Below are 13,090 nucleotides of genomic sequence, written 5' to 3' on the forward strand. Positions count from 1 at the left end.
ATAAACCAGTTTAATAATGAGAACAAAAACAAAGAAAATCTACCTCATAGCCGGCTTGATTACCTGTATAATCGCCCTCTGCATGCTTCAATCAGAAGCAACTGCCCGTCCGCCATTTAAAGTTGAAAAAGTTGGAAAAGGAAAACAGCACATCATTCTTATTCCCGGGCTTACCAGCCCGGGTGAAGTGTGGAATGAAACCATAGCCCGGTATAAAACCAACTACACCTTGCATGTGATTTCACTTCCAGGTTTTGCCGGAACGCCCGCCATTGAAACCAGTGAGTATCTGAAAACCATGCGTGATGAATTGATTAGGTACATCAAAGACAACAAACTAAAGCAGCCAATCCTGATTGGTCATAGTTTGGGTGGTTTTTTAAGCTTGTGGATTAGCGCAACCGAACCGGACTTAGTTGGTGCAAATTTCATTGTTGATGCGCTCCCCTTTCTGCCGGCTATTCAAAATCCTTCCGCTACTGTGGAGTCTATAAAACCCATGGCCGCCAGCATGCGCGACATGATGAAGAACGCAACACCTGAACAAACCAAACAAAGTCAGCAATATTACCTGAGCAGCATGGCCACCGCACCCGATAAACTTGAATTGATTGGCCGCTGGGGCATTGAATCGCACGCACCTACAGTGGCGCAAGCCCTGTACGAACTGCACACCATCGACTTGCGGAATGATGTTGCCGCCATCAAAGTGCCCGTAACCGTCTTAGGTGCATGGATAGCCTACAAAAGCTATGGTGCAACCCATGAGAGCACGTTGAAAAATTTCTCCGACCAATATCAGAAAGTAAAAAACGTAACCATCCGGTTAACCGATACCGCAAAACACTTCATCATGTATGATGATCCGATGTGGTTCTTTGAACAGCTGGACAATTTTCTTAGAAACAACAAATAAATACTACCTATGAAATCACTGATTATCATTGCCATCACTTTTCTGGGAACGTTGCTGGCAAAAGCCCAGGGAACCGCACCCGAAGGTTTAAAGCAGGAAATGCAAAAGCTGGCCTTCATGGCCGGCAAGTGGCGGGGTGTGGCCGCCATCAGGCAACCAAACGGAACGTTGCTCAAAGTAAACCAGGAGGAAGACGTCCAATTTAAACTGGATGGAACTGTATTACTGATTGAGGGTATCGGAAGAAATACAGTTGACAATTCGATATCATTCAACGCGCTCGCCATACTTTCATTCAATCAGCAAACCAAAGAATACGTATTCAAATCTTATGTAATGGACGGTAACCAGACTGATGCCTACTTTAAAATCATTGAAGAAAACCACTTTGAATGGGGATTTGACTTACCAACCAAAGCCAAAATCCGCTATGATCTCGTTCTGAACCCGCAGAAAAAATTATGGTTTGAAAAAGGAGAATATTCACCTGATGGCAATACCTGGTTTCCGTTTATTGAAATGACTTTAACCAAACTTGAAAAATGAATTCATTAGTACACAGTCCTACAGGACTCATTCATTTATTCAGTGCAATCATGGCGCTAATCACAGGAACAGTCGTTCTCTTCAGCACGAAAGGAACACGGTCGCATCGTATTACCGGTTACTGGTATGTTGCTTCGATGCTCATACTAAACGGCACCGCCTTTGGATTATATCAGCTATTCGGGCGGTTTGGGCCCTTTCATGTTGCGGCATTGGTGAGTATGTTAACGCTATTGATGGGAATATTACCGTTGATTAACCGGCAGCCATCAGGCAAGTGGTTGATGCGCCACTTAACCTGGATGTACTATTCCGTCATCGGGCTGTACGCAGCCTTTGCATCAGAAATCATTGTGCGCATCCCGGGCCTACCTTTCGCTGCCATGGTGGTTACTGCTTCCGTTACCATAACTGCTGTGGGAATCTTTATCTTTATAAAAAACCATCGATCGTGGATTAAAAATATTCATACACATAAACCCCATTCATATGAACAACACCGATGACAAACTTTACCGCGAAGCACGCAAACGGGTAAAGCGCAAGAAAGAATTTTACAGCCACCTGCTAAGTTATTTAACCATTGGCTTATTCCTAACTTTTATCAATTGGTACTCTAACCCGGGTGGCTGGTGGGTACAATGGGTATGGCTTGGCTGGGGCATCGGTATTTTCTTCCACGGCATGAGCCTGTTCCGGAAAAACATCGTGTTTGGCGATGAATGGGAAGAGAAGGAAATACAGAAAGAGATAAAGAGGATGAGAAAACAATGATTCAATTTTCAATTAGCCAATTTGGAGACCCATCGGCTAATTGATACATTGGCTAATTGAAAATTGAACAATGGAATTCGGCCGCGTTTCTTCTGATGAGTTAGAAAAAACAGATTTCACCCTCCCACCCGATCATCCCGGAACTACAGCCATCCTTAAAAATCAGAAGAAAAAATCTAAGTCCACTGTTTTTGTCGGGTGCGCCAAATGGGGCCGGCCCGACTGGGTTGGCAAAATTTATCCCAAGGGAACAAAGGCTGGTGATTTCCTTGAACATTATGCGCGACAATTCAACTGCATTGAGTTAAATGCCACCTTTTACCGCATGCCCACACGCAAGCAAACCAGCGGGTGGAAAAGCAAAGTAGGCGATGATTTTAAGTTTTGCCCCAAGTTTGTTGACCAGATTACGCACATCAAACGATTAAAAGATGTTGATGAACTAACCGATCGTTTTTTAGACGGCATCTCCGGCTTTGAAAAAAATCTTGGCCCGGTTTTCCTGATGCCGCACCCGGGCATGGGACCTAAAACGCTGGAGGTCCTTGAAACTTTTATCCAGTCCCTTCCCAAAGACATTGAACTCTATACCGAGTTGCGTCATAAAGACTGGTTCGCCAACCCGGAAGCGTTTGAAGCTGTTTTCACCATGCTCGAACGGAACCAATCGGGCTCCATTATTACCGATGCTTCCGGCCGCAGGGATTGCCTGCACATGCGGCTTACCACACCATCGGCATTTATCCGCTTTGTCGGTAATGGGCTCCACCCCACAGACTACACGCGCTGTGATGACTGGATCAACCGGATGAAAGCGTGGGCTCAGCAAGGCATTGAATCCATGTACTTTTTTATGCACCAGCATGAAGAACTTCACTCACCCGAACTTTGCCGGTACCTCATCCCGAAAATCAATGAACAACTGGGAACAACCATCCATGTTCCGGAGTTTGTTAGCCAGTAAAGTTTATTACGAAAAACCAACAACCAACAACCATCAACTATTCACTTTTTAGTAGTTTCGCTCCGACTTTTGTATTATGACTTTGTTTGAAAAATACCCGGTTTCCATAACCAATTCGCTTTCGGGCAAGAAAGAAGTATTCATTCCGCTGAAATCGCCTTTTGTTGGACTGTACTCCTGCGGACCTACCGTATATAATGAAGTACACCTGGGCAACCTGCGCACCTTTACAGCTTTTGATGTGGTGTACCGCTACTTAACACACATCGGCTACAAAGTCCGCTACGTGCGCAACATTACCGATGCCGGCCACCTGACCAACGATGCCGGTGAAGGGGTTGACCGCATTGAAGAAAGCGCCAAGCTTGAACAACTGGAGCCCATGGAAATTGTTCAAAAGTACACCTTCAGTTTCCATGAAGTATGCCGGATATTCAACATCCTTCCGCCCTCTATTGAGCCCACCGCAACCGGGCACATTGTTGAGCAGATTGAGATGGTGAAGAAAATTTTAGCAAACGGCTATGCCTACGCGGTAAACGGCTCGGTGTATTTCGATGTGCGCAAGTTCATGGAAAAGTATAAGTACGGAGAACTCAGCGGCCGCAATATTGATGAACTACTGGAAGGCACACGCGAACTGGACAGGCAGGATGAAAAACGACATGCCGTTGACTTTGCCATCTGGAAGGCCGTATCGCCAAATCACATCCAGCGTTGGCCCTCACCCTGGGGCGAAGGCATACCCGGCTGGCATTTGGAGTGCTCGGCCATGGGAACAAAATACCTGGGTGAACAATTTGATATTCATGGCGGTGGAATGGATTTAAAATTTCCGCACCACGAATGTGAGATCGCTCAAAGTATAGGCGCTTACGGAAAAGCACCGGTGCGCTACTGGATGCACGCCAACATGCTTACCGTAAACGGTGAGAAGATGAGCAAGTCGAAAGGCAACTCGTTTTTGCCGCGCGAATTATTCACAGGCTCGCATCCCCTGCTGGCAAAAGCCTACAGTCCCATGGCTGTACGTTTTTTTATGTTGCAATCGCATTACTCCAGCACCCTTGATTTTTCGAACGAAGCCCTGCAGGCCGCAGAGAAGGGATACAAGAAACTGAGTAACGCACTGAGTACAATTAAAAAAATTGATCACCCGGGTGGGTCAGGCAAACAAAATGAAGAGTTGTTAAAGCTGATTGATGAAGCTTACCAGAACATGAGCGATGATTTCAATACAGCAAAAACGCTTGCTGTATTGTTTGAGATGTCATCCCGAATCAACGACATTAAATCAGGTAATTACAAATTAACCGACCTTGATTCGGATACCTTCCAAAAATTCAAGTCGGGTTACATTACGTTTATGGAAGACGTATTGGGCTTGCAGGAAGAAGGCAGCCAGAACCAGGAGTTGCTGGATGGTGTTATCCGGGTGATGATTGAACTCCGCAAAAAAGCCCGCACCGACCGGAATTATGCTCTGTCCGATAAAATCAGGGATGATTTGAAAGCCCTGGGTGTTCAGTTAATGGATGGGAAAGATGGGGAAATCAGTTACACGATTGAATAGCTGCAAGCTGTTAGCTGCGAGCTACAAGCCTCGAGCTTGTGACTCGAAGCTGACAGCTTGAGGCTTGTAGCTTAGCTATGTTAAAAAAAATTCTCATCCTCCCCATCCGCTTTTACCAGCTCAGCATTTCTCCCCTGTTGGGTGCGCATTGCCGGCATACACCTACCTGTTCGCAATACACCATCGAAGCCATACAGGAATGGGGCGCTTTAAAAGGTATTTGGCTGGGCATGAAGCGTATAGCACGATGCCACCCGTGGGGAACAAGTGGGTATGATCCGGTGCCAAAGAAAAAACACATCGCTGATTAAACCTTTTCGGGTGAGTTCAATCAAAGACAGCGTTAAAACACAACTACAATGAAAGCCAGGATTTTAATCAGCCTTTTTGCACTATTTCTAATCACTGCCAACACTGCTATGGCTCAGTCTGACCAAAACATACGCCAGAAGAATTTGCAAAAGCGTGAAAACGTAAACCAAAATCGCCAGGAACGTATTGAGAAGCGCAACCCCAATGGTTACGGACGTGTTGACAACCGCGTTGAAAGGCGGGGCGACCGGATTGACCGCAAACAAAAACGAACCGACAGGCGCGTGAAACGCAAAAAGGGAGAATAGAAGACTCCAGCAAATAGTACTTAGCCTTATTCCATATTTGAATTCGGCTGATTTCAGTTAGGAAAAAAGCGTTACAGAAAGTATCTTAGCTGTAACCAAACTGAAATCAGAACATGAAGTACTTACTATCACTTATTGTCATTTTTTTTACCGTTGAAAATGTATTGGGTCAACGATGTGAAAAGAGGGTAGATGCCTTTACCAACGAGTCAGTTTCTACTTTTGAATGGCGGCCCCGTGGAATGCGCACAATCTTTTTTGAATCCAGAAACAAAGTAAACATAATGGAATTCAGAACGTCCGAACTTATTGCCGTTGAATACACCGTACCAAAAGGATCGGAGGTTCTGCTCAAATTAGAAAACGGAGAGGTTATAGAACTGAAGACAATAAACGATAGCAAATCTACAGTTGCCAGCATGACCATGTCTGAATCCGATAATCTTGTTTATTCAACCTATTTTCTGAAAATGGAAGTTACACCGGAACACCTGCAAAAAATGGCGGCTTATAAAGTAACCGACCTCCGGTATCCGGATCTGCACGGTGGTTCCAGGAGCCTTAGCGATAAAGAACTAAGGAATAAATGGCAGCGATTGATTATGGATGGATCAAAATGTATGTTGGGCCTTAAATAGGTAAGATACACCTGGGTGCCAACTGCATTCAGTCCTTAAAGTAATACAGCTTTACTTCGGCTAACACCGGAGGTGATTTAGATTCGAGTATTCTCACCCTGATTTTAGATGTAGAAGTATTATTCAATTGTAATATTCGTTTATAGCCGATTGTTGTGTGACGATCAATCTCTTCATAACGGCCATCTTTCAAAACATCAACGGCAAATTTCTTTACCCGTTGGCCAAACTCAATGCCTTCCTGAAGAATAATCCTGTTAAACATTACCGGCTCTTTAAACTCAAGTTCTATTTCAGATAAAACATCAACTGACGCCCAGTACGAACGGGCATTCTCATCAATTAAATTGCTCACCCTATAATTTCCGAGAGTAGTGGATGCACTCGTGTTGGCTTTTATTGCTAAATTTTCTTTAAAAGATTTATTGATCACCTCAGCCAATTCCATCAGCCGTACCGAGTCAGCATACGGAATCAACCCTCTCCTGTCCACCGGCACATTCAACAGTAAGCTAGCCCCCCGGCCAACCGAACCGTAGTAAATATCAACCAACTCCTCCAATGATTTCACTTTGCTGTCCGTATCCGGACTGTAAAACCAACCCGGGCGTATCGACACATCACATTCGGCAGGCACCCAATGCGTGCCATTTTCATGGCCTTCGGTTAGCTCATGATAATCCGGGTAACCGGGATAGACTTTTTCAACATTCAGCGTGTTCCAGTTGGTGATCCCTGCAAAACCCTTTTCATTGCCAACCCACCGGCAGCCCGGACCTGCATCACTGAAAATGATAGCATTCGGTTGATGTTTATACACTGTACCATTAAATAATGGCCAGTCATATTCCTGCTTTTTACCATTTGGCCCTTCCCCGTTTGCACCATCAAACCATTGTTCAAAAACCTCACCATAATTGGTAAGCACTTCTCCTAACATATTCACAAAAACCTGGTTGTATTCAGGCGTTCCGTAAGCCGGATGATTGCGGTCCCACGGAGAAAGATAAACCCCAAACTTCAATCCATACTCCCGGCAGGCATCCGAAAGCTCGCGCAACACATCGCCTTCTCCGTTTTTCCATAAACTTTCGCGAACGGTATGCGTGCTGAATTTACTCGGCCACAAACAAAATCCATCGTGGTGCTTGGCTGTAATAATAATTCCTTTCATTCCGGCCAGTTTTGCAGTTGCTGCCCACTGCCTGCAATCCAGTTGGGTAGGATTAAAAACTTTCGGATCCTCATGGCCATGCCCCCATTCAACATTGGTAAAAGTGTTCGGCCCGAAATGAATAAACATGTAATACTCAAGTTCGTGCCAGTTTAACTGGCTTACAGAAGGCACAGCTCCAAACGGTTTTAGTTGAGGTGGTGAGCAACCGGCCATGAGTAATAAAGTGGCAATGAAGAAACGTCTCATAAAACAGTCCATCAGGCAAAAAGCGGTTTTTAAACTTAAAAGAAAATTTTACATTTAGCGAACTCATAAAATCTTCTCATGCCTTTTCAGATTAAAGAGAACAGTACCGTGTACGATGTCTGCATTGTCGGGTCTGGTGCCGGAGGCGGCATGGCCGCCTATGTGCTTACACAAGCCGGTTTAAAAGTTTGTGTACTGGAAGCCGGGCCCTGGTACGATCCTGCAAAAAATGTAACCCAATTAAAATGGCCCTGGGAATCGCTGCGCAGAGGTGCCGGTACCACCTTCCGGCCGTTTGGTGATTTCGATGCTGCCTACGGTGGCTGGGAAATGGAAGGTGAGCCGTACACGCGGGTGCCTGGAACACAATTCGACTGGTTTCGTTCACGCATGCTGGGCGGAAGAACCAACCACTGGGGAAGAATTTCACTTCGGTTTGGCCCGAAAGATTTCAAAGGAAAAAGTCATGATGGGCTGGGTGAAGACTGGCCAATCGGTTATGAAGATGTTGCCCCGTATTATGATAAGGTAGATGAACTTATTGGAGTATTCGGAAGCAAAGAAGGAATCCCTAACGAGCCCGATGGAAAATTTCTTCCTCCACCAAAGCCCAGGCTGCATGAACTCATTATAAAAGAGGGCGCAAAAAAGCAGAACATTCCGGTTATTCCCTCACGCCTATCGATTCTCACCAAAAAAATTAATGACGACCGTGGCGCATGCTTTTATTGTGCACAATGCAACAGAGGTTGCACTGTATATGGTGATTTTTCATCCTCATCCTGCCTCATTAAACCGGCTGCAAAAACCAATAACCTGGATGTGATCGTTAATGCCATGGTGCGCGAAGTACTAACCGATGAAAACGGAAAAGCCACTGGCGTTTCATACGTAGCAAAAGATGATTTGCAGGAATACCAGGTAAAAGCAAAAGTTGTGGTGTTGGCCGCCAGCGCATGCGAGTCGGCCCGGTTGCTGCTGAATTCAAAATCAAAAGCACATCCTAGCGGCCTGGCAAACTCCAGCAATGTGGTTGGAAAATATTTGCATGACTCAACCGGTGCAGCTATTGGCGGTGTGCTGCCGCAACTATTTGGCCGCAAACGATACAACGAAGACGGTGTGGGCGGCATGCACGTCTACACACCTTGGTGGTTAGACAATAAGAAACTGGATTTTCCAAGAGGATACCACATTGAATACTGGGGCGGCATGGGCATGCCCGGTTACGGATTCGGTTTTGGTATTCAGGGATTGAACGGTCGCTTTCCCGATAGAAACGGAAACCAGAAAACAGGTGGTGGTTATGGTACATCTTTGAAAGATGACTACCGCTATTACTGGGGCGCATCGGTAGGTATGGCCGGCCGGGGTGAAGCAATCGCCCTGGAAAGTAACTATTGCGAAATTGACCCGAATGGTGTAGTCGATAAATACGGTATTCCTGTTTTACGCTTCCATTATAAATGGAGTGACCACGAAATAAAACAGGCCAAACACATGCAGGAAACCTTTCAGGAACTGATGCACAACATGGGCGCAGTGATTACCTGGGGAGTTGCCGGCCCTGAAACAAATTACGGACTGGAAACACCCGGAAGAATCATTCACGAAGTGGGAACAACACGCATGGGGAATGATCCAAAACGTTCGGTGGTCAATAAATTTAACCAGGCCCACGATTGTAAAAATCTTTTTGTTGTAGATGGCGGGCCGTTTGTTTCACAGGCTGATAAAAATCCAACATGGACCATACTCGCATTATCCTGGAGAGCATCTGATTATATTATTGAGCAGTTTAAACAACAGAACATATGAAGAGAAGAGAGTCTCTCAAAGCAATAGCCTTAACGGCCATATCATCCGGTGTGCTGCTGCAGTCGTGCGACACTGATAAAAAAGAAACAGCATCAATTCCGGTAAAAACATCCGGAATTGACAGGCATCCCTTTGAACAGGTGCGCGATGAAAAACTGTTAGCTGACAAATTCTTTGATGACCATGAAATGAATACAATCAAAGTATTAATCGATATCATCATACCAAAAGATGAAACCAGTGGCAGCGCTACCGATGCAGGCGTTCACGATTTCATTGAATTTATTGTAAAGGATATGCCGCGCCATCAGCTGCCGCTTCGCGGTGGACTTAAGTGGCTTGATGTTCAGTGTTTAAAGCGATTCAACAAAAACTTTATTGAGTGCTCACCGCAGAATCAATTGGGTATTATTGATGACATTGCCTACCCATCAACCGCTAAACCCGAAATGAAACAAGGAGTAACTTTTTTCAACTTGCTACGCGATTTAACCGCTACCGGGTTTTTTACCAGCGAAATCGGATTGAAAGATTTGGGGTATGCCGGCAACCGGCCCAATCAATGGGATGGCGTACCACAGGAGGTACTCGATCAGTACGGACTTAACTATTCGGATCGCGAACTTACCGAAAGTGTAAAATTTAACTCATAAGATTTATGGTATCACGCAGAAAGTTTATTCAACAGGCGGGAGCAGCAGCAGCTTTTACTATAGTTCCTCGTTTTGTACTGGGTGGTAATGGTTTTATTCCGCCAAGCGATACACTCTATTTAGCCGGAATCGGTGTGGGCGGCAAGGGTACTTCCGACCTGACGGAATGTGCTAAAAGCCCGAACGTAAAAGTGGTCTTTCTCTGCGATGTGGACGACCGCCAGGCGGTGAAATCAAAGGATAATTTTCCGCAAGCGAAGTATTATAAGGACTTCCGTGTTATGCTCGATAAAGAGGAAAAAGGCATTGATGCAGTTACCATCTCTACACCCGACCATACCCATGCCGTTGCAGCCCTTAATGCCATGCAACGCGGTAAACACGTGTACGTTCAAAAACCACTCACGTGGAGTATACACGAAGCACGAACACTGGCCGAGGCAGCAGGAAAATACAAAGTAGTCACTCAAATGGGTAACCAGGGCGGCTCAGGAGAAGGCGTTCGTAAAGGAAAAGAAATTTACCAGGCTGGTTTGATTGGTGATGTTACCCGCGTTTACGCCTGGACGAACCGGCCTGTTTGGCCACAGGGAATTCCCACCCCATCAGGTAATCACCAAATACCTGCCGAACTGGATTGGGATCTGTGGCTCGGCCCGGCTGATGCGATTGACTATAACCCCGCTTATCATCCGTTTAACTGGCGCGGCTGGTGGAATTTTGGAACGGGCGCATTGGGCGATATGGCCTGCCATATTCTGGATCCTGCCTTCAGAATTTTACCGATTGATTATCCTTCAGAAGTTGAGTGCAGCACCGGAACGGTATGGACCGGATTTTTCCAGGAGGGTTATTTCCCCGACAGTTGTCCGCCCTCTTCTATCGTTCACCTGAAATTTCCCGGAAAAAATGGCAAGCCGGATATTAAAGTAACCTGGATGGATGGCGGTGTATTGCCCGAACGACCCGAAGAACTCTTACCCGATGAGCCGATGGGCAACTGGGATGGCGGACTGATAATGGTGGGCACCAAAGGCAAACTTATGTTCGACTGCTATGGAGCAAATCCCCGGCTTTTGCCAACAACAAAAATGAAAGACCTCAACATTAAAGAATCCATTCCGCGCGTTAAAGAAGGTCACTATGTACAATGGGTTAATGCCTGCATGAAGGGCTATGGAAAAACTGAACTCAGCTCACCTTTCGATTTTGCCGGCCCGATGACCGAAGCCATTCTGATGGGTAATCTGGCTATCCGCAGTTATGGTTTGCGGGTTAAAAATGATAAGGGACAGAATACTTACCCCGGACGGAAAAAACTTTTGTGGGACTGGAAGAGCATGAAGATTACAAACTTTGATGAAGCTAATAGTTTTGTTAAGAGAGTGTATCGCAACGGGTGGAGTTTGTAATCCTTTAGTCACCGCTGAATTATCTTCTAAATCTCCGATATTGCAGGATTGTTCGGTCAATCCATGCTCAAAATCGATACCCATACGCACATCATCCCTAAAAAGCTGCCCAACTGGGCTGAGAAATTCGGGTATGGCGATTTCATCTACTTACAGCATCATAAAAAAGGCTTTGCCAAAATGATGCGGGGCAACCAGTTCTTCCGCGAGATAAAAGAAAATGCCTGGAACCCGAAATTAAGAATTGATGAGTATGCCCAATTCAATACGCAGGTCCAGGTAGTGTGCACAATACCTGTTATGTTTTCGTACTGGGCCAAGCCGATGGATTGCCTGGACGTATCGAAGTTCTTAAATGACCAGATCGCTGACCTTACTGAAAAATATCCAAAGCATTATGTAGGCCTGGGTACTATACCCATGCAAGACACCGAACTGGCTATTCAGGAACTTGAACGTTGTAAAAAAATCGGATTACTCGGAATTCAGATCGGCTCAAACATCAACGACCTGAACCTGAACGAGGATCGCTTCTTCCCTGTTTTCGAAGCATGCGAAAAACTAAGCATGGCCGTGCTGGTGCACCCCTGGAATATGATGGGCATGAAAAGTATGCAACGCTATTGGCTGCCCTGGCTGGTGGGCATGCCGGCCGAAACTTCCCGGGCAATCTGTTCCATGATCTTCGGAGGAATCTTTGAAAGGTTACCAAAACTCAGGGTAAACTTTGCACATGCAGGAGGATCTTTTTTGGGAACCATCGGACGGATTGAACACGGCTTTATCTGCCGCCCCGATCTGGTGGCTATTGATAATCCGGTTAACCCGCGAAATTATTTAGGTAAATTCTGGGTTGATTGCATTACGCACGATGCCATGATGCTTGAATATGTATTAAAATTGCAAGGCTCAAAACACATTACATTGGGCTCGGATTACCCCTTCCCGCTTGGCGACCTGGAAATTGGCCGGTTTATTGAAGAAATGAACATCGATAAGTCGGTTAAGGAAGATATTTTTTGCAATGCCCCGTTAAGCTGGTTAGGGATAACTAAAGACCGATTTACCTGATGACTATGACTGTACGTTACACATTGGTTTTTATCGTTGCTTTATTATTTTCTGATGCACCGGCACAAGACCGTAGTGCAGCCGAAGAATACCGCATTCAACTGGAGCAACGCAAACGTGCCGATTTACTTCGGGTGATGGATTCGGCTGTTGTGATGATGGAGGAAGGACGATACGAAGTTGCCGATCAAAAACTGATTTATGTGCTAAACAACATAAAAAGCATCCCCTCAGACCTGACCTTTTACTTTGGTAAAAATTCGTTCTACCTCAACAAGTTTAAACAAAGTATTGACTGGCTGAACAAGTACATTCAATTAAAAGGGGTAACCGGCCAATTTTATACCGAGGCCGTGAATTTACTTAAGAAAGCTGAAACCGAAATTGTAAAAGAGCAAACCAGGAATACCGCTAAAGTAAAAGAAATTCTGTCATCTGAATATGAAATTGACTGTGGCCCGGCAGGCAAAGTTACCTGTCCGGTTTGCAAAGGTACTACCGTACTTATTCGCAAGGGCGCTTTCGAAAATCAATACAAAACGTGCCCGTATTGCGACAAGCATGGATTTCTGACTTGCGCAGAGTATAACTTGCTCATTAAAGGACAACTGGAGCCACGCTAATCTTTCGTTTCATCACTCAGTCAAGAAATCGTATCTTTGTGCCCGTTAGGTTTTCCTGC

15 protein-coding genes are annotated in these 13,090 nt (G+C 45.5%); 14 read left to right on the forward strand and 1 reads right to left on the reverse strand.

The features are described 5' to 3' along the window. The first annotated feature begins 16 nt into the window (after window positions 1–16). From HRU69_12905 to HRU69_12945, 9 genes are all read left to right on the forward strand, one after another. Window positions 17–916: an alpha/beta hydrolase gene (locus HRU69_12905; protein ID QOI98333.1), complete on the forward strand. Its 900-nt coding sequence runs from the start codon at window positions 17–19 to the stop codon at window positions 914–916. Between the two features lie 9 nt (window positions 917–925). Beyond that, window positions 926–1,462: a hypothetical protein gene (locus HRU69_12910; protein QOI98334.1), complete on the forward strand. Its 537-nt coding sequence runs from the start codon at window positions 926–928 to the stop codon at window positions 1,460–1,462. Beyond that, a complete protein-coding gene (locus HRU69_12915; protein ID QOI98335.1) occupies window positions 1,459–1,968 on the forward strand; it encodes a DUF2306 domain-containing protein in 510 nt (169 codons plus the stop codon). Before HRU69_12910 ends, HRU69_12915 begins: the two co-directional genes overlap by 4 nt. Then, entirely contained in the window at window positions 1,952–2,236 is a 285-nt protein-coding gene (locus HRU69_12920; GenBank protein QOI98336.1) for a 2TM domain-containing protein, read from the forward strand. Before HRU69_12915 ends, HRU69_12920 begins: the two co-directional genes overlap by 17 nt. Window positions 2,237–2,306: 70 nt before the next feature. Continuing rightward, window positions 2,307–3,200, forward strand: a complete 894-nt coding sequence (locus HRU69_12925) for a DUF72 domain-containing protein (protein ID QOI98337.1) — start codon at window positions 2,307–2,309, stop codon at window positions 3,198–3,200. Window positions 3,201–3,276: 76 nt separating this feature from the next. Further along, on the forward strand, window positions 3,277–4,773 hold the full coding sequence (locus tag HRU69_12930) for a cysteine--tRNA ligase (protein QOI98338.1): 1,497 nt from the start codon (window positions 3,277–3,279) through the stop codon (window positions 4,771–4,773). 77 nt (window positions 4,774–4,850) lie between these two features. Next, complete coding sequence (gene yidD, locus HRU69_12935) at window positions 4,851–5,084, forward strand: membrane protein insertion efficiency factor YidD (protein ID QOI98339.1); 234 nt, start codon at window positions 4,851–4,853, stop codon at window positions 5,082–5,084. 48 nt (window positions 5,085–5,132) lie between these two features. Further along, window positions 5,133–5,393, forward strand: coding sequence for a hypothetical protein (locus HRU69_12940; GenBank protein QOI98340.1), 261 nt, complete (start codon window positions 5,133–5,135; stop codon window positions 5,391–5,393). Window positions 5,394–5,506: 113 nt separating this feature from the next. After that, complete coding sequence (locus HRU69_12945) at window positions 5,507–6,031, forward strand: hypothetical protein (GenBank protein QOI98341.1); 525 nt, start codon at window positions 5,507–5,509, stop codon at window positions 6,029–6,031. Window positions 6,032–6,059: 28 nt separating this feature from the next. Here HRU69_12945 and HRU69_12950 read toward each other — a convergent pair whose 3' ends face one another. Beyond that, window positions 6,060–7,454, reverse strand: coding sequence for an alpha-L-fucosidase (locus HRU69_12950; GenBank protein QOI98342.1), 1,395 nt, complete (start codon window positions 7,452–7,454; stop codon window positions 6,060–6,062). A gap of 78 nt (window positions 7,455–7,532) precedes the next feature. On the opposite strand from HRU69_12950, the gene HRU69_12955 reads away from it, so the two are divergent. The 5 genes from HRU69_12955 (at window position 7,533) to HRU69_12975 (ending at window position 13,031) form a co-directional block, all read left to right on the forward strand. After that, window positions 7,533–9,272: a GMC family oxidoreductase gene (locus tag HRU69_12955; protein ID QOI98343.1), complete on the forward strand. Its 1,740-nt coding sequence runs from the start codon at window positions 7,533–7,535 to the stop codon at window positions 9,270–9,272. Beyond that, a complete protein-coding gene (locus HRU69_12960; GenBank protein QOI98344.1) occupies window positions 9,269–9,925 on the forward strand; it encodes a gluconate 2-dehydrogenase subunit 3 family protein in 657 nt (218 codons plus the stop codon). Before HRU69_12955 ends, HRU69_12960 begins: the two co-directional genes overlap by 4 nt. A 5-nt stretch (window positions 9,926–9,930) precedes the next feature. After that, entirely contained in the window at window positions 9,931–11,337 is a 1,407-nt protein-coding gene (locus tag HRU69_12965) for a Gfo/Idh/MocA family oxidoreductase (protein QOI98345.1), read from the forward strand. 63 nt (window positions 11,338–11,400) lie between these two features. Next, window positions 11,401–12,408 carry an amidohydrolase gene (locus HRU69_12970; protein ID QOI98346.1) on the forward strand — a complete coding sequence of 336 codons (1,008 nt, stop codon included), beginning with the start codon at window positions 11,401–11,403 and terminating at the stop codon, window positions 12,406–12,408. Window positions 12,409–12,413: 5 nt separating this feature from the next. Beyond that, complete coding sequence (locus HRU69_12975; protein ID QOI98347.1) at window positions 12,414–13,031, forward strand: hypothetical protein; 618 nt, start codon at window positions 12,414–12,416, stop codon at window positions 13,029–13,031. Window positions 13,032–13,090 lie beyond the last annotated feature (59 nt).

It is taken from the genome of Flammeovirgaceae bacterium (assembly GCA_015180985.1).
GTDB lineage: Bacteria > Bacteroidota > Bacteroidia > Cytophagales > Cyclobacteriaceae > UBA2336.